The sequence below is a fragment of the Aeromonas sp. YN13HZO-058 genome (assembly GCF_001921245.1).
Lineage (GTDB): Bacteria > Pseudomonadota > Gammaproteobacteria > Enterobacterales > Aeromonadaceae > Aeromonas > Aeromonas allosaccharophila.
The window spans coordinates 56,111-77,385 of record NZ_MQSY01000014.1; the positions used below are offsets into that span (position 1 = coordinate 56,111).

Annotated in this window: 17 protein-coding genes, 5 tRNA genes and 3 pseudogenes; 19 read left to right on the plus strand and 6 right to left on the minus strand. The window is 60.5% G+C overall.

From position 1 onward, the window contains the following. Positions 1 to 94: 94 nt before the first annotated feature. Positions 95 to 2,716 carry a type I DNA topoisomerase gene (topA, locus tag BSP75_RS01995; protein ID WP_042061362.1) on the minus strand — a complete coding sequence of 874 codons (2,622 nt, stop codon included), beginning with the start codon at positions 2,714 to 2,716 and terminating at the stop codon, positions 95 to 97. Between the two features lie 355 nt (positions 2,717 to 3,071). Between topA and astB the strand changes: the two genes are divergently transcribed. From astB to BSP75_RS21430, 12 genes and pseudogenes are all read left to right on the plus strand, one after another. Further along, positions 3,072 to 4,409: an N-succinylarginine dihydrolase gene (gene astB, locus BSP75_RS02000; protein ID WP_075112040.1), complete on the plus strand. Its 1,338-nt coding sequence runs from the start codon at positions 3,072 to 3,074 to the stop codon at positions 4,407 to 4,409. A gap of 241 nt (positions 4,410 to 4,650) precedes the next feature. Next, a tRNA-Tyr gene (locus tag BSP75_RS02005) sits at positions 4,651 to 4,735 on the plus strand. Between the two features lie 39 nt (positions 4,736 to 4,774). Continuing rightward, positions 4,775 to 4,859 (plus strand) — tRNA-Tyr (locus BSP75_RS02010). Positions 4,860 to 4,898: 39 nt separating this feature from the next. Continuing rightward, a tRNA-Tyr gene (locus BSP75_RS02015) sits at positions 4,899 to 4,983 on the plus strand. Between the two features lie 44 nt (positions 4,984 to 5,027). Continuing rightward, a tRNA-Tyr gene (locus tag BSP75_RS02020) sits at positions 5,028 to 5,112 on the plus strand. A gap of 44 nt (positions 5,113 to 5,156) precedes the next feature. Continuing rightward, a tRNA-Tyr gene (locus tag BSP75_RS02025) sits at positions 5,157 to 5,241 on the plus strand. Between the two features lie 139 nt (positions 5,242 to 5,380). Next, positions 5,381 to 5,671: a hypothetical protein gene (locus tag BSP75_RS02030; RefSeq protein WP_058052804.1), complete on the plus strand. Its 291-nt coding sequence runs from the start codon at positions 5,381 to 5,383 to the stop codon at positions 5,669 to 5,671. Next, positions 5,658 to 5,936, plus strand: a pseudogene (locus tag BSP75_RS02035) (EAL domain-containing protein); the annotation flags it as partial. The gene BSP75_RS02030 and the pseudogene BSP75_RS02035, both read left to right, overlap by 14 nt. Positions 5,937 to 6,185: 249 nt before the next feature. Next, positions 6,186 to 7,547, plus strand: coding sequence for a tRNA 5-hydroxyuridine modification protein YegQ (gene yegQ, locus BSP75_RS02040; RefSeq protein WP_042658165.1), 1,362 nt, complete (start codon positions 6,186 to 6,188; stop codon positions 7,545 to 7,547). A 1-nt stretch (position 7,548) separates the two neighbouring features. Continuing rightward, positions 7,549 to 7,797 (plus strand): YfhL family 4Fe-4S dicluster ferredoxin, encoded by a 249-nt coding sequence (locus BSP75_RS02045; protein WP_005334896.1) that lies wholly within the window; start codon positions 7,549 to 7,551, stop codon positions 7,795 to 7,797. A 27-nt stretch (positions 7,798 to 7,824) separates the two neighbouring features. Beyond that, positions 7,825 to 7,905: pseudogene (locus BSP75_RS21425) on the plus strand (ferredoxin); the annotation flags it as partial. A 24-nt stretch (positions 7,906 to 7,929) separates the two neighbouring features. After that, positions 7,930 to 8,013: pseudogene (locus BSP75_RS21430) on the plus strand (ferredoxin); the annotation flags it as partial. A gap of 55 nt (positions 8,014 to 8,068) precedes the next feature. Here BSP75_RS21430 and BSP75_RS02050 read toward each other — a convergent pair. Next, the gene (locus BSP75_RS02050) at positions 8,069 to 8,461 is read right to left on the minus strand and encodes a DUF1090 domain-containing protein (RefSeq protein WP_075112042.1); all 393 of its coding nucleotides are present in this window, start codon (positions 8,459 to 8,461) and stop codon (positions 8,069 to 8,071) included. A gap of 158 nt (positions 8,462 to 8,619) precedes the next feature. Between BSP75_RS02050 and BSP75_RS02055 the strand changes: the two genes are divergently transcribed. Both BSP75_RS02055 and BSP75_RS02060 read left to right on the plus strand, forming a co-directional pair. Further along, positions 8,620 to 8,973: a DsrE/DsrF/TusD sulfur relay family protein gene (locus tag BSP75_RS02055; protein ID WP_075112043.1), complete on the plus strand. Its 354-nt coding sequence runs from the start codon at positions 8,620 to 8,622 to the stop codon at positions 8,971 to 8,973. 176 nt (positions 8,974 to 9,149) lie between these two features. Then, positions 9,150 to 10,232 (plus strand): protoglobin domain-containing protein, encoded by a 1,083-nt coding sequence (locus BSP75_RS02060; RefSeq protein ID WP_042061350.1) that lies wholly within the window; start codon positions 9,150 to 9,152, stop codon positions 10,230 to 10,232. A 16-nt stretch (positions 10,233 to 10,248) separates the two neighbouring features. Here the strand turns inward: BSP75_RS02060 and BSP75_RS02065 are convergent, their stop codons facing one another. Both BSP75_RS02065 and sohB read right to left on the minus strand, forming a co-directional pair. Continuing rightward, positions 10,249 to 11,472 (minus strand): MFS transporter, encoded by a 1,224-nt coding sequence (locus tag BSP75_RS02065; RefSeq protein ID WP_075112044.1) that lies wholly within the window; start codon positions 11,470 to 11,472, stop codon positions 10,249 to 10,251. A 189-nt stretch (positions 11,473 to 11,661) separates the two neighbouring features. Then, positions 11,662 to 12,669 (minus strand): protease SohB, encoded by a 1,008-nt coding sequence (gene sohB, locus BSP75_RS02070; protein WP_075112045.1) that lies wholly within the window; start codon positions 12,667 to 12,669, stop codon positions 11,662 to 11,664. A 222-nt stretch (positions 12,670 to 12,891) separates the two neighbouring features. Between sohB and BSP75_RS02075 the strand changes: the two genes are divergently transcribed. Further along, positions 12,892 to 13,647: a YciK family oxidoreductase gene (locus BSP75_RS02075; RefSeq protein WP_075112046.1), complete on the plus strand. Its 756-nt coding sequence runs from the start codon at positions 12,892 to 12,894 to the stop codon at positions 13,645 to 13,647. A gap of 105 nt (positions 13,648 to 13,752) precedes the next feature. Next, positions 13,753 to 14,667: a LysR family transcriptional regulator gene (locus BSP75_RS02080; RefSeq protein ID WP_075112047.1), complete on the plus strand. Its 915-nt coding sequence runs from the start codon at positions 13,753 to 13,755 to the stop codon at positions 14,665 to 14,667. 16 nt (positions 14,668 to 14,683) lie between these two features. On the opposite strand, the gene BSP75_RS02085 is transcribed toward BSP75_RS02080, so the two are convergent. Continuing rightward, positions 14,684 to 15,856 (minus strand): MFS transporter, encoded by a 1,173-nt coding sequence (locus BSP75_RS02085; RefSeq protein WP_042061338.1) that lies wholly within the window; start codon positions 15,854 to 15,856, stop codon positions 14,684 to 14,686. A gap of 182 nt (positions 15,857 to 16,038) precedes the next feature. On the opposite strand from BSP75_RS02085, the gene BSP75_RS02090 reads away from it, so the two are divergent. Both BSP75_RS02090 and BSP75_RS02095 read left to right on the plus strand, forming a co-directional pair. Beyond that, entirely contained in the window at positions 16,039 to 17,184 is a 1,146-nt protein-coding gene (locus tag BSP75_RS02090) for a PatB family C-S lyase (protein ID WP_075112048.1), read from the plus strand. 81 nt (positions 17,185 to 17,265) lie between these two features. After that, positions 17,266 to 18,687 (plus strand): TAXI family TRAP transporter solute-binding subunit, encoded by a 1,422-nt coding sequence (locus BSP75_RS02095; protein WP_075112049.1) that lies wholly within the window; start codon positions 17,266 to 17,268, stop codon positions 18,685 to 18,687. Between the two features lie 124 nt (positions 18,688 to 18,811). Here BSP75_RS02095 and BSP75_RS02100 read toward each other — a convergent pair whose 3' ends face one another. Then, the gene (locus tag BSP75_RS02100) at positions 18,812 to 19,726 is read right to left on the minus strand and encodes a LysR family transcriptional regulator (RefSeq protein ID WP_042061332.1); all 915 of its coding nucleotides are present in this window, start codon (positions 19,724 to 19,726) and stop codon (positions 18,812 to 18,814) included. 170 nt (positions 19,727 to 19,896) lie between these two features. Here BSP75_RS02100 and BSP75_RS02105 point away from each other — a divergent pair, with 170 nt between their 5' ends. Continuing rightward, positions 19,897 to 21,153: an adenylosuccinate synthetase gene (locus tag BSP75_RS02105; RefSeq protein WP_033136130.1), complete on the plus strand. Its 1,257-nt coding sequence runs from the start codon at positions 19,897 to 19,899 to the stop codon at positions 21,151 to 21,153. Positions 21,154 to 21,275: the final 122 nt, after the last annotated feature.

Consider the following 21,275-nt stretch of genomic DNA (forward strand, 5'->3'; position numbering starts at 1 on the left):
TCAACCTCCTTGTTACAACGCTACACTCCTTGCAGCTGTCTCAGTATACCGCTATCCATAAGCAAAGAGGCCCCATGTCGGGGCCTCTTTGTCATCAGGCTTTTTTGGCCTTCGGCAAACTCTCTTGCCAGGTACCGTTATCGTAGTGAGCGGTCCAACCGGTCGCCTTGCCGTTGACCTCGCTCATCACGTACTGCTCCTTGGTCTTGCGACTGAAGCGCACGATGGCGGGGTTGCCGTCCGGATCGGTGAGCGGGGCACCGGCCAGATACTTGTGCTTGGCGGAGATGCGATCCTTGAAGCGTTGCAGCTCTTCCACCAGCGGCGCGCGGGTCTCGCGGGATTTGGGGAAGTTGCTGGCCGCCAGGAACAGACCGGCAGCACCGTCACGCAGCACAAAGTGGGCGTCGGACTGGGTGCACTTGAGCTCGGGCAACGGCACCGGATCCTCTTTCGGCGGTGCGATATCGCCGTTTTTCAGGATCTTGCGGGTGTTCTTGCAGGTCTCGTTGGTGCAACCCATGTACTTGCCGAAACGGCCGTTCTTGAGCTGCATCTCGCTGCCGCAACGGTCGCACTCGATGCTCGGCCCTTCATAGCCCTTGAGCTTGAACTGGCCCTTCTCGATTTCGTAGCCATCGCAGTCCGGATTTCGGCCACAGACATGCAGCTTGCGGCTGTCGTCGATGATGTAGGCATCCATCGCGGTGCCACAGACGCCGCAGCGGTGCTTGGCGCGCAGCGCTTCGGTTTCCGCCTCATCACCGTCAGTGGTGGAAACGAACTCGTCGGCAGAGACCAGGTTGATGGTCTTCTTGCAGCGCTCTTTCGGCGGCAGGGCATAGCCGGAGCAGCCGAGGAACACGCCGGTGGTGGCGGTACGAATACCCATCTTGCGGCCGCAATCCGGGCAGTCGATATCGGTCATCACCATCTGGTTGGCACGCATGCCGCCCTCTTCGGGCGCCTTGTCAGCCTTCTCCAGCTCCTGGGTAAACTCGGCGTAGAAGGCATCGAGCACCTTCTTCCACTCCAGCGTCCCTTCAGCGATGCCATCGAGCTTGTCTTCCATCTTGGCGGTGAACTCGTAGTTCATCAGCTCGACAAAGTTCTCGACCAGACGATCGGTAACGATCTCGCCCATCTTCTCGGCGAAGAAACGACGGCTCTCGACCCGCACATAACCGCGATCGACGATGGTGGAGATGATGGATGCGTAGGTAGACGGACGGCCGATGCCGCGCTTTTCCAGCTCACGCACCAGCGCCGCTTCGGTAAATCGAGCAGGCGGCTTGGTGAAGTGCTGGCGCGGATCCAGCTTGACCAGTTTCAGTACCTCGCCCACGGTCACCGCAGGCAGCTGGCTATCTTCACCTTTACGGCCCATCGGCGGCAGCGCCTTGGTCCAACCGGCGAAGCGCAGGGTACGGCCACGGGCCTTCAACTCGAACTCACCTGCCTTGACGGTCAGGGTAGAGGAGTCGTACTGGGCCGGGGTCATCTGGCAGGCAACAAACTGACGCCAGATGAGATCGTACAGACGCATGGCATCCGGCTCCATCCCTTCCAGCATCTCGGACGTGACCAGCACGCTGGAGGGACGGATCGCCTCATGCGCTTCCTGGGCACCGGCCTTGGAACCATAGAGGTTCGGCTCGGCCGGCAGATAGGCTGCGCCATACTGCTCGCCGATATATTCACGCACCGCTTCAACCGCCTCTTTGCTGAGGTTGGTGGAGTCGGTACGCATATAGGTGATGTAACCCGCTTCATAGAGACGCTGGGCCATCATCATGGTCTTCTTGACCCCGAAGCTCAGACGGGTAGAGGCCGCCTGCTGCAGGGTGGAGGTGATGAAGGGGGCAGACGGCTTGGAGCCGGTCGGCTTGTCTTCCCGGTTCACCACCTTGTAGTCGACCCCTTCCAGGGCCGCCACGGCGGCGAAGGTCTCGGCCTGGGTTACCGGCTTGAAGTCGGCGCCGTTGCGGCTGACCACTTCCATCCGCAGATCAGCCTTATCACCGGTCAGCAGGTCGGCATTGAGATCCCAGAATTCGACCGGTACGAACGCCTTGATTTCGCGCTCTTTATCAACGATGAGGCGCACCGCAACGGACTGCACCCGACCGGCGGAGAGACCGCGAGCCAGCTTCTTCCACAGCAACGGGGAGACCATGTAACCCACCACGCGGTCGAGGAAACGACGGGCCTGCTGGGCATTGACGCGGTCAATATTGAGTTCGGACGGCTGGGCAAACGCCTCCTTGATGGCGCTCTTGGTGATCTCGTTGAACACCACGCGCTTGTAGCGGCTGTCGTCGCCACCGATGATCTCGCGCAGGTGCCAGGCGATCGCCTCTCCTTCTCTATCCAAGTCGGTTGCGAGATAGATGGTGTCGGCTTTCTCGGCCAGACTTTGCAACTCGCTGACCACCTTCTCCTTGCCGGGCAAAATCTGGTAGTTAGCCTGCCAGCCAGCGGTCGGATTGATACCCATCCGGGCAAACAGGGCCTTGCGATCCTTGGCAGCCTTCTCGGTTTCGCTCAACTTGATGCCGCGAATGACAGGTTTCTTGGGCTCGGTGCTGGCGCTGCCGCTGGTGGGCAGATCGCGAACATGACCCACGCTGGATTTCACCACGTAGTCCTTGCCCAGATATTTGTTGATCGTCTTGGCCTTGGCCGGAGACTCCACTATGACCAGTGATTTGCCCATGCTGTAACTATTATCCTCATTGCACCCGACGGGGTTGGTGTGCGGTTTTGTGGGGCTGTATAAGAGATTTGGCGCGAAAAAGCAATCTTGTGAGCAAATTTGCCTGACCAGCCCGAACCACACGGCTTCTTTTATTGCTTCTTTATTTATTAATGCGAAGGGTGCGGGCCAGACGCAACCGCTTTTTCAATTTTCTGCCATACCGCCCCTCTTTTTATATCTGAAACGACATAAAAACGTCTGCTGGTTACCGGCTTGTTACAAAAACATAAAATCTCTTTATAATGGCCCAACCCCGACGCATTGTGCGCGGAAGGAACCGCTACCCATCATAAAAATCGAAAGGATGTACTCAATGAAGCACTTCGAGGTCAATTTCGACGGTCTGGTCGGCCCGACTCATAACTATGCCGGCCTCTCCTACGGCAACGTTGCCTCCCAGAGCAATGCCCAGGAGGCTTCCAATCCGAAAGAGGCCGCCAAACAGGGGCTGCGCAAGATGAAGGCGCTGACCGAGCTTGGCATGACCCAGGGGGTACTGGCGCCACAAGAGCGTCCCGATCTCGCTACCCTGCGCCGCCTCGGCTTCACCGGCAACGATGCCCGGGTGCTGGAGCAGGCCGCCAAACAGGCTCCCGCCGTACTGGCTGCCTGCTATTCGGCCTCCAGCATGTGGACCGCCAACGCCGCCACCGTCTCTCCCAGTGCCGACACCCGGGATGGCCGCATTCACTTCACCCCCGCCAACCTGACCAACAAGTTTCACCGCTCCCTGGAGCCTGACGTCACGGGCCGCATCCTGCGCGCCGTGTTCAACAATGATCGCCACTTCAGCCACCACCTCCATCTGCCAGAAAATGATCACTTCGGCGACGAGGGCGCCGCCAACCACACCCGCCTCTGCCGCGCCTATGGCGAGGCAGGCGTCGAGCTGTTTGTCTATGGCCGCAGCGCCTTTGACTACTCCCGCCCGGCGCCGACGCGCTACCCGGCCCGCCAGACTCTGGAGGCGAGTCAGGCCATCGCCCGCCTGCATGGCCTCGGCGAGGAGAGCGTGGTGTTTATCCAGCAAAACCCGGAGGTGATCGATCAGGGGGTGTTCCATAACGACGTGATCGCGGTGGGCAACCAGAACGTGCTGTTCTTCCACCAACAAGCCTTCCTCGACACCGAAGCGGTGCTGGCCGAGATCAGCGGCAAGTTTGGCGAGGGGGATCTGCACTTTATCGAAGTGCCGACCGCCGAGGTCTCCGTGCTGGATGCGGTGAAATCCTACCTGTTCAACACCCAGATCCTCACCCTGCCCAATGGCGAGATGGCGATCATCGCCCCCACCGAGTGCCGCGACAATCCGGCGGTCTCTGCCTATCTTGGCAAGCTGCTGACGCAGGGCACCCCGATCAAGGCGGTACACTACATGGATGTGAAACAGAGCATGCGCAATGGCGGCGGCCCGGCCTGCCTGCGGCTGCGAGTCGCCATGAACGATCAGGAGCTCGCCGCGGTCAATCCGGCCAGCCTGATCAACGACAGCCAGTTTGCTCGCCTCGATGGCTGGGTAGATCGCCACTACCGCGACCGTCTGACCCTCGATGATCTGCGGGATCCGGCGCTGGTGCAGGAGTCCCGCAGCGCACTGGACGAGCTGACCCAGATCCTGAAACTGGGTTCGGTCTACCCGTTCCAGCGCTAGATGTGATACCCGGGAAGACCGCCGACACTGGCGGTCTTCCCTTATCTGCCTCATGTTCACCGTGATCGCCAGCTTGCACGCATGCTGCTTTGTGCAGAAAAGCAGCGCACAACTTGCTGATAAGCTTGAATTTTGAGCTGGATGTATCAAAAAATCGACGAACAGTCATTTTTTACTGCCAGAAGCCTCATCAAGGGGTTCACAAAGCCTCTGGATCTGATAGTATGCGCCTCGCACTTGGGGAGGGGTTCCCGAGCGGCCAAAGGGATCAGACTGTAAATCTGACGGCTCTGCCTTCGAAGGTTCGAATCCTTCTCCCTCCACCATTCAAGTGCAAAAGTAGTGACAATCAGGAAATACCCCGTGGAGGGGTTCCCGAGCGGCCAAAGGGATCAGACTGTAAATCTGACGGCTCTGCCTTCGAAGGTTCGAATCCTTCTCCCTCCACCATTCAAGTGCAAAAGTAGTGACAATCAGGAAATACCCCGTGGAGGGGTTCCCGAGCGGCCAAAGGGATCAGACTGTAAATCTGACGGCTCTGCCTTCGAAGGTTCGAATCCTTCTCCCTCCACCATTTCCCTGATTGCAATGGCTGAATACAATTTGCTTTGCCCCTGTGGAGGGGTTCCCGAGCGGCCAAAGGGATCAGACTGTAAATCTGACGGCTCTGCCTTCGAAGGTTCGAATCCTTCTCCCTCCACCATTTCCCTGATTGCAATGGCTGAATACAATTTGCTTTGCCCCTGTGGAGGGGTTCCCGAGCGGCCAAAGGGATCAGACTGTAAATCTGACGGCTCTGCCTTCGAAGGTTCGAATCCTTCTCCCTCCACCATCATTCAGAAAACCCGGCCTAGCGCCGGGTTTTCGCTTTGTATACCCACCCACTCATTTCTGCCCTTGTCAGATCTGACAGTTGCAATTGCATTCAATCTTGCTCATCGTGGCATCATCGACATCAGAGTATTCACATCATGTTTGAAGTCTGGGACGAGCACGGTCACGCCACCGGTCTGACACTGCAGGCGCTCAAAGTCAGAATTAGCAACGACTATCAGGGCGATCTGATGGTGCGCTACAGCAACAAGCTGGGACTTCCCACAACCCTCTTTCTGACCATCCACCAGGGCGTTGCCTATCAACGCTTCAAAGCCGGCTCGCCAAAACTGGACTGGGAGTGGCTGGCCGGTGCAGGCAATGGTCACAGCCCCCGCGATTTTATGAGTGAACAGTTTCCGCTATTTCAGCTCTCCCTCGATAGCTGAGTCTCTCTCCATCAACCTCAATCCGGCACTGGGCAGTGCCACCTATCAGAATCTGTTGCTGCTGGTGCTGCTACAGGCGGTCAAGAGTAGCCATGCCTTGCGCATGCTGACCGGACTGGTGGAATACCTGCAGCGGCTCGGCATGAAGGTGGTGTGCGAAGGGGTAGAAAACCAGACCCATATCGAGATTGCCAACCGGCTCGGCTGTGACTATCAGCAGGGTTACGCCTACGCCATGCCCGCCCCCCTCTCCCGTTGGGCCTGAGCGGCCCACTTTTCTAGCTGACTCGCGCTGGCAACCATTCCCTGCCAAATTGCATGATGCGGTGAGGGCGAGTACAATCTCGCACCCCGTTTATCCGGCACATATTCATCTATAGGTGTTTCGGGTATGCCGTCATCGGGTCGCGCTGTGATGAACGCTCTTTCCGAGAGCAGAGTCCTGCGCACTCAACCAATACGGCGCCATCAGGTGGCGCCGTCCTGATTTGCAATCAGATATAAAGAGTCCGCCATGTTTAAACCAGAATTGCTCTCCCCCGCAGGTTCCCTCAAGAACATGCGTTACGCCTATGCCTATGGCGCCGATGCCGTCTATGCCGGCCAGCCCCGCTACAGCCTGCGGGTGCGCAACAACGAATTCGATCACGAAAACCTGCAGCTGGGCATCAATGAAGCCCATGCGCTGGGCAAGCAGTTCTATGTGGTGGCCAACATCCAGCCCCACAACTCCAAGCTCAAGACCTTCATCCGCGACATGCGCCCCGTGGTGGAGATGAAGCCGGATGCGCTGATCATGTCCGACCCCGGTCTCATCATGATGATGCGCGAAGCCTTTCCGGATATGCCCATTCACCTCTCGGTGCAGGCCAACGCTGTCAACTGGGCCACGGTGAAATTCTGGCATCAGATGGGGCTGACCCGTGCCATCCTGTCCCGTGAGCTGTCGCTGGACGAGATCGAAGAGATCCGCATGCAGGTGCCGGAGATGGAGCTGGAAGTGTTCGTCCATGGCGCCCTGTGCATGGCTTACTCCGGCCGCTGCCTGCTCTCCGGTTACATCAACAAGCGTGACCCCAACCAGGGCACCTGCACCAACTCCTGCCGCTGGGAGTACAAGGTGCACGAGGGTAAAGAAGATGACGTGGGCCAGATCGTCCACCGTCAGGAGCCCATCGCAGTGCGTCCCGACAACACCCTGGGCCTTGGCAAACCGACCGATGCGCTGGTGCTGCTGGAAGAGTCCAACCGCCCGGGCGAATACATGAGCGCGTTTGAAGACGAGCACGGCACCTACATCATGAACTCCAAGGATCTGCGCGCCGTCGAGCACGTCGAGCGATTGACCAAGATGGGCGTTCACTCGCTGAAAATCGAAGGCCGCACCAAGTCCTTCTACTACTGCGCCCGTACCGCCCAGGTCTATCGCAAGGCCATCGACGATGCAGTGGCGGGTCGTCCGTTCGATCGCAGCCTGATGGGCACCCTCGAGAATCTGGCCCACCGCGGCTACACCGAGGGCTTCCTGCGCCGTCACAACCACAGCGAATACCAGAACTACGACTACGGCTACTCCGTCTCCGACACCCAGCAGTTTGTCGGCGAGATCACCGGTCGCAACGGTGACATGGTGGAAGTCGAGGTGAAGAACAAGTTCCTGGTGGGCAACAGCCTGGAGCTGATGACGCCGCAGGGTAACCTCAGCTTCAATCTGGAGCAGATGCAGAACCGCAAGGGCGAGCTGATTGATACCGCACCGGGCAACGGCCACGTAGTCTATGTGCCGGTACCGAAGGAAGTGGACATCAACTACGGCATCCTGCTGCGCAATCTGGGCGAGCGTCAGGATACCCGTCAGCCCCACTCGGCGGCCTGAGATGGCACTGCTCATCACCGACAAGTGCATCAACTGTGACATGTGCGATCCCGAGTGCCCCAACCAGGCAATCAGCCTGGGTGAGGAGATCTACGAGATCGACCCCAGTCGCTGCACCGAGTGCGTCGGTCACTATGAGAAGCCGACCTGTATCAGCGTCTGCCCTATCGACTGCATCATCTGGGATCCCGCTCATGTGGAGACCGAAGATCAGCTGATGGAAAAGTTCGTCCGGATGCACCGGCAGTAACTCCGGCATCAGCGTCTGCAACTCACAGACTGCATCATCCGGGATCCCGCCCATGTGGAAACTGAAGATCAGCTGATGGAGAAGTTCGTGCGAATGCACCGGCAGTAATACCGGCATCAGCGTCTGCTCTACATAGACTGCATCCTCCGGGATCCCGCGCATGTGGAGACTGAAGATCAGCTGATGGAAAAGTTTGTGCGGATGCACAGGCAGTAAAACGAAAAAAGGCCGAGCAATCGGCCTTTTTTGATCCTGCGTCAGCGGCTGGCCATCACTTGCCGACCAGCCGGCTCAGCTGGTCCAGCTCGCGCTGGGCCTCCAGCATCCTGGTCTGGGACTCCTCCAGCTTGGCCTGCTGCTTGGCAATTTTCTCCGGCTTGCCACTCACTCTCGCCTCCTGCAACTCGAGCAGACGCTCGTCCACCTCGCCACGCAGCTTGTGAACCCGCTCTTTCTGCTCCTTGAGCAGCCCCTCATCGGTGCAGTTGGCCTTGATATTGCGCGCGGCCAGCTCCAGCCCGGCAATCTGCCCGGCATTGTTGTGTGCTTTGGCAAACACCAGCTGGTCGTTGACGGCCTGCAGACGCGCCTTGCAACCGACCGCTTCACTGCCATAGGCCTGACCCGCCAATAGCAGCAACCCTATTCCTACACTTTTCCACATCTTGATTTACCCGGTCATGTTTGCGAACTGACCATAAGAACCGTGTTTCGCCAACGGGTCAAGCAAGCAGGAAAAAGGTGCGACAGAAGTTGTGCGACATCACGCAATCATCACTCTATTGGTTCTACAATGACGCTTTTTAGGATCAGGAGTCTCTTATGAATCAACAAATTGTGGTGATTGCCAACGGCGCCCCCTACGGCAGCGAATCCCTGTTCAACGCACTGCGCCTCGCTATCGCCCTCAACGAGCAGGGTGGTGCCAGTCTGAAGCTGTTCCTGATGTCTGATGCGGTGAGCGCGGCGCTGGCCGGTCAGGCACCGGCCGAAGGGTACAACCTGCGTCAGATGCTGGAGATCCTGCTGGCTCAGGGCGTCACTATTCGCCTGTGCAAGACCTGCACCGATGCCCGTGGCATCACCGCCCTGCCACTGATCGAGGGCATTGAGGTCGGCACCCTGCCGATGCTGGCCCAGTGGACCCTGGTCGCCGACAAGGTACTGACCTTCTGATCGTCTCTTCTTGCCCTGTACTCCCCCACTTGTGCCACTGAGCATCTCACGTCAGGCAAAGTGGGGGGCATTTCGCTCCCTCGCTCCTCAATGACTACAATGTCAGTTGCCCATTCTGCTTGCCCTGCACCGCTTCACGGACAGAGTAATGGCCCAGTCATGGACAGAGGACGACGATGAATCCGACCGAACAGACCCTGCTTGAGCAGATGCGCATCACCGAATTCGAGATTGCCCATCGCAAGGAGTTGCTGCTGCTCAGCGAGCAGGATGTGGCGCTGCTGGCAAGCTATTGCGGCAAGATAGAGCCACGGATCGATGCCCTGGTCGATCGCTTCTACCAGCAGCAGACGGCCATCACCGAAATCGCCCTGCTGATCGGCGATGCCGATACCCTCACCCGATTGCGCACCGCACAACGGCGCTATGTGCTCGATCTCTTCAGCGGTCATTACGATCTGGAGTACGTTAACAACCGGCTGCGGATCGGGCTGGTGCACAAGCGGATCGGGGTCGAGCCCAAACTCTATCTGGCCGCCATCAACACCCTCAAGGCCCTGCTGATCGAGGATATTTTCGAGCAGATCCGCGATGAACCGGAGCGCCTCGTCATGCTGGCCGCGCTGGACAAACTCTTTCTGTTCGACATCACCCTGGTGTTCGAGACCTATATTCGCAGTCTGGTGTCGGAAATAGAGTCCTCCAGAGAGAAATCGGAAAGTTATGCCAAGAGTCTGGAGCAGAAAGTGCGCGAACGAACCAGACAACTGGAGGAGCTGAACCGCACCGATGCCCTGACCGGATTGCTCAACGTTCGCCACCTTAACGAGCTGCTGTTGCTGACCCTGCGCACCTGCCAGCGCCGTGCCGAACCCATGGCCATCGCCTATCTCGATATCGATAACTTCAAACAGATCAATGACACCGAAGGACATCAACGCGGCGACGAGATCCTGCGGATCGTCGGCCACTGCATCCGTCAGGTCTTTCGTGCCGAAGACAGCTGCTTTCGCTATGGCGGGGATGAGTTCTGTCTGATCCTGCCCAACTGCAGCGAGAGTCAGGCCAGGGATATCTATCTCAAACGACTGACCCAGGCCATCAAGGGTCAGCTGGAGGATCTCACCCTCAGTATTGGTATCGCCCAGACCGGGCCGGATCACTACGATGACGGGCTCAACCTGATCCGGCTGGCCGACGAGAGAATGTACGCGGCCAAAAAGGCGCTCAAGGAGATAACCCCGGGCAGCACCCACTGATCCCCGGGGCTGGCTGTCAGCCTCGCTTCGTTGCCGCGGGGAGCGAAGCGGGACGGGAGACCCTGGCCCCCCACTCATAGAGCGCAAAAATCGCCACACAGAGCAGCGCCATCAGCACATAGAGCAGCTGACCGCTCCACTGTTCGAGGATCCAGCCTCCCAGCAGCGCGCCGGCGGCCCCTCCCAACCCGGCCAGTGCGCTGGCACCAAAGTAGCTCCCCTTGAGATGAGCGGGGGCCATCTGATCGATCAGCACGTTGAGCAGGGGGAACAGGATGGTCTCGCCAATGCTGAGCAGCAGCACGGCGCCAAACCAGTGGCTGCGCACCGTCGGGTCTCCCAGTGCGAAGAGCAGCTGGGCCGCCAGAAAGAGCGCCATGCCGATATGAAGCCGCACCCGCACCGGCCAGCGCGACAACAAGCGCAGCAGCGGAAATTGCAGCAGCACCACGGTCAGGGCGTTGGTCGCCACCAACAGGGCAACCAGCTCGGCCACCTGCGGCATACCGGCCCGGGTCAGGTATTGCACCAGCGGTGAGTGAAACTGGGAGTAGACCAGCACCATCAGGAGATTGGCCATCACCAGCAGCAGGAAGGCGCGATCCGCCAGCAACACCTTGATGGCATCTCGCAGCCCGGGGCCAGTCGTCCCCGGCTTGCCTGTGCTGCCAGCCCGGCGAAATCCCCAGCCAAAGGCCAGTGCCAGCAGCAGATAGCTCACCACCAGAAACAGGAAGGTCTCCTGCTGGGCGTTGATCCCGAGAGTCACCCCGAGCAGCGGCCCCAGCGCGGCCCCCAGGTTGAGCAGAAAATAGCGCAGGTGCAGTGCCAACTCCCGCGCCTTGGCCGAGGCCAGACTGTCGGCCATCAGCGCCTTGCCGGGGGCATCGATGAGTCCCGACGAGAGGCCGCTGCCCATCACCCCGATCCCGAGCCAGAACACCTCGTGCGAAAAACCGAGCAGGCCGAAACAGAGCATCGCTACCAGACAACCAGCGATCAGTATGCTGCGCCGCCCGAAGCGATCAGAGAGCCAGCCGCCGTAGAAACTCACCAGGGTGGAGAGGGCCATCGAGCCACCCAGCAGCAGGCCGATGAAGGTGGCCGAGAGGTCATACTCCCGATAGAGCAAAATGGAGAGGAAGGGCCACACCATGTAGTAGCTGGTGCGCACCATGAAAGTGCCCAGAATGACGATCCAGACCAGCGGGGTAAATTGCCTCAAGGTGCGCCACGGCATCGGCCAGCTCCGGGGCCCGATGGGGCCAACAATAACTAAGGGGAAGCCTTCTGTTGTAACAGAGGGCTTCAATAGAAACAACGATCGCTCACCAGCAAGGTGCAACCGGATGCAAAAAGGCCAGCCGGTGGGCACCGGCTGGCCTTTTTATCACGGGACTTTCTTCGGGCTAACGCCAGAGGGCCAGGCTTAGCGCCAGGGACTCTGCTGCCACAGACGTCTCAGTCCGGCTTCCAGCGCCTGCGCGCCCTGCTGTCCCAGCTTCTGGGTCAGGCTTTTTGGCTTGCGATAGCTGATGCCGACCACCTTGTGGTGGCTGGCCTGCGCCAGCAGGTAGTCATCGCTGGTGCAGAGGGTATCCACCAGCCCCAGCCCCTTGGCCTGGCTCGCCAGCCAGTGCTCACCGGTCGTGACCCGATCGATATCGAGTTGCGGGCGGTGCTCGGCCACAAAGGCCTTGAAGCGCTCGTGGATCGCCGCCAGCTCCTCGCGAAACTTCTCGCGCCCCAGATCGTCGTTTTCGCCGAACATGGTGATGGTGCGCTTGTACTGACCGGCGGTGTGCATCTCGAAATCGATATCGTGCTTTTTCAGCAACTTGTTGAAGTTCGGCAACTGGGCGATCACCCCGATGGAGCCAACGATGGCAAAGGGGGCAGCCAGGATCTTGTCCGCCACGCAGGCCATCATGTAGCCACCGCTCGCCGCCACTTTGTCGATAGCCACGGTCAGTGTGATGTCCTTATCCCGCAGACGCTGCAACTGGGAAGCAGCCAAGCCATAGCCATGCACCACGCCGCCACCGGATTCGAGCCGCAGCAGTACCTCGTCGCCGGGCTGGGCCACGCCGATCACCGCGCTCACCTCCTCGCGCAGGGAGGCCACCTCTTTGGCATCCATGCTGCCGTTGAAATCGAGCACGAACAGGCGACTGCGCTCATCACCCGCCTTGGCGCGCTTTTTCTGCTCCTCTTTCTGCTGCTTTTCCAGCACCTTGCGCTCGGCCTTGCTGGCGAGTGCGCTCTTGAGCGCAAACTGCCCCTGCTCCAGCTCGCTCGAGAGATCGGTCACCACCAGCTCGCCCTTGCGCGCTTTCGGCTGGCGAGTGCTGACGATCATCAGAATGATGGCGCCGATGGCCAGCAGGAAGGTCACTGTCTTGGCCAGAAACAGGCCATATTCGGTCAGAAATGTCACGATGGACTCCACAATGGATCGGTTTTCGTCACATTCTAGGGAGTTTGGCGAAGGCGCGCAAAAAATCGCAGCCAGAGCCTGGAAAAACCAACCCAAGCATCACAACCTCTCTATTTTCTTCACATTTTTCTTGCCGCTGGCTGGTCAAACGGGCGCGCGGATCAGTACACTTGGCGCCGATTGCCATGCACTTATGGCCGGAATTTGTTAACAGGAGTTGTCATGCTCGATTATCAGGCACCCCGCGATCTGCTCAAGGATAAAGTCATTCTGGTCACCGGTGCCGGCGACGGGATCGGCCGCGAAGCCGCCCTCACCTACGCTGGCCACGGTGCCACCGTGATCCTGCTCGGCCGCACCAGCGCCAAACTCGAAGCCGTGTATGACCAGATTGAAGCCGCCGGGTATCCGCTGCCCGCCATCGTGCCGGTGGATCTGAAAGGGGCCACCGCCGCCCACTACCGCGGCATGGCGGAAACCTTCGCCCAGCAGTTTGGCCGCCTCGACGGCGTGCTGTTCAACGCCGGTCTGCTCGGCACCCTCTCCCCGTTTGAACACATTCAGGAGAAGGAGTGGGACGAGGTGATGCAGGTCAACGTCAAATCGGAATTCCTGCTGACCCAGGCACTGCTGCCGCTGCTGCGCCAGACCGCCAAGGCGCAGGGCGAAGCCTCCATCGTCTACACCTCCTCCAGCGTGGGACGCAAAGGGCGCGCCTACTGGGGCACCTATGCCATCTCCAAATTCGCCATCGAGGGGATGATGGAAGTGCTGGCCGACGAGCTGGAGAACACCGGTGTGCGGGTCAATACCCTCAATCCGGGCGGCACCCGCACCAAGATGCGCGCCAGCGCCTTCCCGGCGGAAGATCCCATGAACCTCAAGACCCCGGCCGATCTGATGCCCCTCTACCTCTACCTGATGGGGTCGGACAGCCGCGGCAAAACCGGCCAAACCTTTGTGGCCCAGCCCAAATAAATCAATAAAATACCCAGAGTGTTGTACGGCAGGGGTTAAATTGAATAGGGAGCACAGGCTCCCTGTAGAAGCCCCTGACCATCCTATCTCCAATCAGGTTGAACTATGTTTCGTCCCAAGAGCACGTTTGAGCAATGGCGGATCTTTCAGGCGGTAGTCGACTGCGGCGGCTACGCCCAGGCGGCCGAGGCGCTGAACAAGAGCCAGTCCTCCCTCAATCATGCGGTTGCGAAGTTGCAGCAGAGCCTGGGGGTTCCCCTGCTGGAGGTGCGCGGCCGCAAGGCGGTGCTGACCCCGGCGGGCGAGATCTTCCTCAAGCGGGCCCGTCAGTTGAGCCAGCAGGTGGAAGAGCTGGAGAATCTGGCCAACAACCTGGAGCGGCAGTGGGAGCCGCAGATCAACCTCTATGTCTCGGCGTTGCAGCCAAGGGATCGCCTCTATCGGGCGCTGGCCAGCTTCTATCCCCGCAGCCGGGGTTGCCGGGTCAACCTGCACGAGCGTATTCACTGCCACTTCAACGCCCTGCAACCGGGGGATCTGATGCTCTCCGAGCACCTGCCCGGCGATCGCACCGGCCTGTTGCTGGACGAGGTATGCCTGCTGCCCCTCTGCGCCGCCAGCCATCCGCTGGCACAGGAGGAGGGGCCCATCCGCAGCGATGTGCTGATCGGCTACAACCAGATCAGCCTCCATCCCCCCATTCACCGCTCGGTGGACTGGAACGATGCGGATGACACCGGCTGGAAGGCGACCCACTACCACGAAGTGCTCGCCATGCTGCGACTCGGCCTCGGCTATGCGTGGCTGCCGCGCCATCTGGTGGAGCGGGAGCTGGCGGAAGGCTCACTCATACAGCTGGATCTGGAAAGCGGCAACGAGCGCCACCTCTACACCTACCTGCTGACACTCTCCCCCGAGGCCCTCGGCCCCGCGACCGAGCTGCTGCTGCGCTGCCTGCGCAACGAGTATCAGGGCGAATCATCGCCGCTCCCGCACGCCCAGCCCCAGCACGGCAAATAGCAGCCACATCACCCCGTCAGACGTTGGGCACCCGCCAGCAGGCGGCCAGCGCCGCCAGTGCCAATCCCAGCGCCACCATAAAGACCCCGTGGAAACTCCACACCTCCGCCACCACACCGGCGATGGCCCCCGCCATGATGGAGCCGGTGCGGATGCTGTTGGCAAACAGGGTGGTCGCCACCCCGGCCCGCCCCGGCATCAGATCCTGAAAGTAGGACATGCCGATCCCCGCCACGATACCGATGAAGATGGCGTTGAACAGCTGCAAGGCAATCAGGGCGTATTGATCGGTGAGAGTCACCAGACCGGTGTAAAAGGCCGCACCGGCCAGCACCGCCAGCAACATCATGGGGCGCTTGCCAAAGCGGGCCGTGTAGTAACCCGCCAGCAACATGAAGGGGATCTCCAGCGCCGCTGCCGTGCCCATCAAGATACCTGCCAGTTTCTCCTCCAACCCCAGCTCGCGGGTGATGTAAAGCGGCATATTGATGAGGTACATGCTGTTGCAGGTCCACATCAGGGTGGAAGCGATAAACAGCGCCCGCACTGCCGGATCCCGCCAACTGCTGACCCGCTCGATATCTTCATCCATCTTGGGCAGCGGCAGGGAGGGCAGCCAGCGCCACACCACCAGGGCGCAGAGCAGGTAGGCTAGTGCCGAGGCCAGGTACATCAACTCGAAGCCGTAGCCGATGGCCAGCGCGAAGGCGATGGGCGGACCTATGACCCAGGCCAGCGAAAATTGAGCCCGCATCACCGAGCTGAACATGTCCGCCCGCTGGTTGCGGCTGTCGGAATACTCCCGCGCCAGCGCAAACAGTTGTGGGCTGGCAGTAGCCGCCAGCGCCGCCAGCATGACCCCCAGACTCGCCAGCAGCCAGTAGTTGCGGTTCCAGGCAAACAGCAGGGAGAGCGCCACCCCGGCAAAACAGCAGCGCAGGATCAGTCGCTTGCGATCCCCCTTGTTATCGGAGCGGTGGCCCAACCACTGGCTGACCAGAATGCCCACCACGGCGTTGATGGTATAGAAGAGCCCGACCAGAAAGGGGCGCACCTGCACCTCCTCGGCCAGAAACAGGCTTAAGGTAGGCACCTGCAATGCCACCGCGACGCCGGTCATAAAGGTCACGGCAAGAAACGAAAGAGAGACGGGGTCCGGGCGTTTGACCGCCGCTATCGACAAGCTCATAGGGTTACCACTGATTGGAAGGACGATACGGGCTAACGCTCGGCAGCCGTATGAAAATTCGGCGCTTATCTTATGCCATTATCAAGAGCGGGCTCAAGGATGGCATAAGCGGGTGTGCGCCTTGCGAGGGAAGCCGCGACCCCGTAGAGTGAAAGCCCATCCTGCCAGCACAAGGAGTTCGCATGTTTGATTTTGATCAGGAAGTAGACCGCAGTGGCACCATGAGCCTGAAATGGGACAAGTACAAGGGTCAGGATGTGCTGCCCATGTGGGTTGCCGATACCGACTTTGTCTCCCCCCCGTCCGTGATAGAGGCGTTGACCAAACGGGTCGCCCACGGCATTTTCGGCTATTCACGCCCCTCGCCACGCCTGATCGAACTCATTATCGAACGGATGGCTGCCCGCTATGGCTGGACAATCGAACCCGAATGGCTGGTATTCCTGCCGGGCGTGGTGCCGGGACTCAACCTCGCCTGCAAGGCGTGGAGCCAGCATGGCCGCGGCATCATCACTCCCAAGCCGGTCTACTACCCCTTCCTGCAGGCGCCGGGCTTCAATGATCGTCCCCTGCTCACCGTCCCCATGGTAGAAGAAGCCGGTCGCTGGGTGCTGGATCTGGCTGAACTGGAACGTCAGGCTCCCGCCGCGGACCTGCTGCTGCTCTGCAACCCCCACAACCCGGGCGGCACCATCTTTACCCGTGACGAGCTGCTGGCCATCGATGCCATCGCCGCGCGCCACAATCTGGTGATCTGCTCCGATGAAATCCACTGCGATCTGCTGCTGGATAAAAACGCCCGCCACATTCCCTACGGCGCCATCAGTCCGGAGGCGGCCGAGCGCTGCGCGGTGATGATGGCCCCGAGCAAGACCTTCAATATCGCCGGTCTCTGCTGCGCCTTCGCCATCATCCCCAACGCCCGTCTGCGCTTCCGGCTACAGCAGGCGATGCGCGGCATCAGCGCCGATGTCAATTTGCTGGGCTTTGTCGCCGCCGAAGCGGCCTATGAGGGTGGCGAGCAGTGGCTGACCGAGCAGCTCGACTATCTGGCGGCCAATCTGGCCCTGATCCAGCAGGCGGTGGCCCGCTGGCCCGGCGTCAAGCTGGCCAGCCATCAGGCGACGTATCTGGCCTGGTTCGATGTGAGCGCCCTTGGCCTTGCCGATCCCATCGCCTTCTTCGAGCAGGCCGGGGTCGGCCTCTCCCCCGGTGCCCAGTTTGGCGACGGCCAGTTTGTGCGGCTCAACTTCGGCTGCACCAAAGCACGGCTGAGCGACGCGCTGGCGCGGATGGAGCGGGCGATCCTCAACCACAGCAAGCCCTGATCAGCCAGCAACGGGATGGGCAAGCCCCATCCCTTTTACCCGGTGTTATCAGCCCGCGGTCAACTCAGTCAACGGTCAATTATGTCGCTACGGATCTTGCATCACCTTCTGCTCCCCCTCTGTGCACTCTCTGCGCTGCTCCCCTTTGGCAGCCAGGCGCTGACCATAGGAACGGGCCCGCTCAACGGGGTCTACTACCCGACCGGCGGCGCCATCTGCCGGGTGCTCAATGCCGACCATGCCCTGCACGGGGACAGCTGCACCGTGCAGAGCACCCGTGGCTCGATGGCCAACCTCAAGGCGCTCGGCAAGGGGGAAGTACAGCTGGCGCTGGTGCAGTCCGATGTGTTGCATCACGCCCTGCACGGCACCGGCCCCTTCAGCGGGCAGGGTGCCAACCACCAGTTGCGCAGTCTGTTTCGCCTCTATCAGGAGTCGCTGACCCTGCTGGCCGCCCCCGACAGCGGCATCACCACTCTGGCGGATATCGAGGGGAAACGGGTCTATCCGGGCAACAGCGGCGCCGGTGAACAGATCACCAGCCAGGCCCTGATGGCGGCCATGGGATGGCAACCCGGGCAGTTTGTCGCCTATCAGCTCAAATCGAACAGCGAACCGCTGGAAGGACTGTGCGATGGCTCGCTGGATGCCGCTTTTGTGGTAGCCGGTCACCCCAGTCAGGCGGTTGGCGATCTGATCAGCCGCTGCAAGGTGCGCCTCATCCCCATCGAAGGGGAGCAGATCGACACGCTGCTCAAGCAACACCCCTACTACCAGCGCAGCCACATCGCCGCCAACCTCTATCTGGGGCAGACGGCCTCCATCAATAATATCGGGATGAGTGCCGAGCTGGTGGCGCTGGCCAGCCTGCCAGATCCTATCGTTCGTACCGTGCGCGATACCCTGCTGGCCCGGATCAAGCAGTTCAGCCGGTTGCATCCGGCCCTGAGCAAGGTGACCCCCGAGCAGTTGCAGGCGCAAACCGAGCTGCCCCTCCATGCGGGGATGTCGGATCAGCCGCCAGCCCCCTTGTCACTGACCCCCGAGCAGTTAACCGCGGAACAGTTGGCGCCGGAGCAGTTAACAGCTGAGCCATCAACCTCGGAGGCAGCACCAACGGCAGAGCAGGTGAGTGCCGCCGACGGGACGGCAATCCCCCTTGAGGCCCCCTCCGACGCCACCGCCACCAGCAGTGCCGCAGTGGCGACAGAAGCCACAGAGGCCACACCCTTGCCCGAAGAGGTGCTCGAGGTGATCCCTGATCCAACGGCGCCCGCTACCGAGGTTGAGAGCGAGGCCCCCTCAACCTCTTCCGCTGTGTCAACGGCGCCATCGGCTGCTATCTCGACCGAACTGCCGCAAAGCACCTCTGCGGCAACTGCGCCGCAAGAGCAGGCAACCCAGCCTGCCAGTAGCGCGGTGACTGGCGGAACCCCGCAGCAGGATAAAACCGACACACCTCCCTCCCCTGCCGCCAGCGCAGCCACACCGCTGCAGCCCTGAGTGGTCAGCTCCAACAAATACATCAGGGCAGCCTCGGCTGCCCTGATTGTTTACGCGCGTTCGATAGTGGTGCAATTGATAGCGGCGCAATCACCTTGATTGGCGCGATCACCTTGCCGCCCCGCTACGGCTCCACTCCCCGGGTCAGATAGGGGTTGGGCTTCTGGATCTCCTCCTCCACCCAGTGCAGCAGCTGCTTGATGGCCCTTGATAACACCTGATTCTGACGCACCACGTAGCCCAGACTGGTACCGGGAAAGTCGCTCAGGCTGGTGACCGGCGCGGTGAGGTTGAGGCGCGGATGCAGGGAGAAGTCAGGCACGATGGCGACGCCAAACCCCGCCTCGGCCCAATCCAGCTGGGCGTCGACGCTGCCTACCTCCATGATGCGACAGGGGGGCAAGGCCAGCAGCGGCAGGGACGGGTCGATCAGCGCCCGGGTACGGGTATCGTGACCGAGCAGGATCAGGGTCGGCTCATCAAGCGGATCGCTCTCTCCCGCCACCGCCCGCGCCTGCCAACGGGCGAGGCCGTGACCCAGCGCGCACCAGGTCACCTGTTGCAGCTCGGTATAGAAGAGCGGCTCGCTGCGCTTTTGCGCCATGACAAAACCCAGATCCGCCTTGCCCGCTTTGACCAGCTCGGCGGCCTGATCCGAGGTGGTATTGAACAGGGTGAGGTCGATGCCGGGGAACTCCCGCTTGAAGCGCTGGAACGGCTGGATCAGCAGCAGGCGGGAGATGATGTCGCTGGCGGCAATGGCCAGCGTCCCCTGACTCAGCTGGTTGAGGGCATTGAGATCGGACTGACAGAGCTGCAATTCGGCGATGGTGCGCTCGGCGCTTTGCAGCAGCCGCTCCCCCGCCTGAGTCAGGCGAAACGGACTGCGCTCAATCAACCGCACCCGGGTCGCCTGTTCCAGCCGCTTGATATGCAGGCTGACATTGGGCTGGGTCATGTGCAGCTCGGTGGCGGTCTGGCCAAAATGTTGCAATCTGGCCAGGGTGACAAAGGTTTGCAGCCAGTGAATGTCCAGCATAAGAGTCCCTCAACCCGCGATGTGCGGGGCTTGCTCGGCAAATTTGGGCGGTTTGCCGCTTAATTGGCCACAATTATATGGTTTTCTTATCGGAATTATAAAGATAATTAATTTTTCTAATCCGCATCAGGCTCCTAGGATGGACGCCTAACGTCTTAGGAGAAAGAGTCATGTCGTCTATCGTAGTCGTAGGTGCTAACTGGGGTGATGAAGGCAAAGGCCGCATCGTTGATTATCTGGCAGGTCAAGCTGGCGCCAGCATTCGCTTCCAGGGCGGCAACAACGCTGGCCACACCGTGGTCAACGACCTTGGCACCTTCAAGCTGCACCAGGTTCCGAGTGGCGTATTCAACCCGGATTGCCTGGTTGTCCTCGGCCCGGGCATGGTGATCAGCCCCGAGAAACTGACCGTCGAACTGGATGAAGTCAAAGCCTCCGGCGTGACTCCGAAGCTGGCCATCTCTGACCGCGCCACCCTCTGCCTGCCGCTGCACGCACTGGAAGATACCCTGGAAGAGCAACGTCTGGGTGACGGCGCCTATGGCTCTACCCGTCAGGGCATCGCCCCTGCCTACGGCGATCGCGTCATGAAGAAAGCGATCCTGGTCGGCTGGCTGAAACAGCCGGAAGTGCTGGTCGAGCGCATCCAGTTCATGCTGGACTGGAAACTGCCGCAGATGAAGGCAATCTACCCCTCCTTCGAATTCACCCAGACTGCCCAGGAGATGGCCGACTGGCTGCTGGAAGTCTCTGCACCGTGGATCGACGCCGTTTGCAACGTCAGCATGCCGCTCAAAGCGCTGCAGGCGGAAGGCAAGACCCTGCTGTTCGAAGCGCAGCTGGGCGCTGGCCGTGACCTGATCTACGGCGAATACCCCTGGGTCACCTCCTCCCACGTATCTGGCGCCTACGCCGGTATCGGTGGCGGTCTGCCGGCACTGCGTCCGGAGCGCGTCATCGCGGTGGCCAAGGCATTCAGCTCCTCTGTCGGTACCGGTACCCTGCTGACCGCCATGGAGAACCAGGACGAGTTCCGCAAGATCACCAACGAGTTCGGCGCCACCACCGGCCGTCCCCGTGATGTCGGTTACTTCGACGCGGTCGCCACCAAGAACGGTGTCGAGCTGCAAGCCGCCACCGAAGTGGCCCTGACCAAGCTGGACTGCCTGACCGGTCTGCCGGATCTGAAGATCTGCGTGGCCTACGAAGGTGCCCACACCGAGAACCCGATTTGGCCGCAAACCGCTGCCCTGAAGCCGGTTTACGAGCAGATGGAAAGCTGGAGCGAAGACATCACCGGTTGCCGCACCTTCGAAGAGCTGCCGCGCGCAGCCCAGCAGTACGTGCTGCGTATCGAAGCGCTGCTCGGCGTACCGGTTCCGATGGTTTCCGTCGGCCCGGGCCGTGACGAGATGATCCTGCGCTAAGCCGCACCTCTCTTCGTCAAACAAAAACCGGCATCCATGATGCTAATGCCAGTCAGTTAAGCCTGACTGGCATTGTTTTTATTGGCTTTTTTCACACTATACCTCTGTGGCCTTGGCTTCAC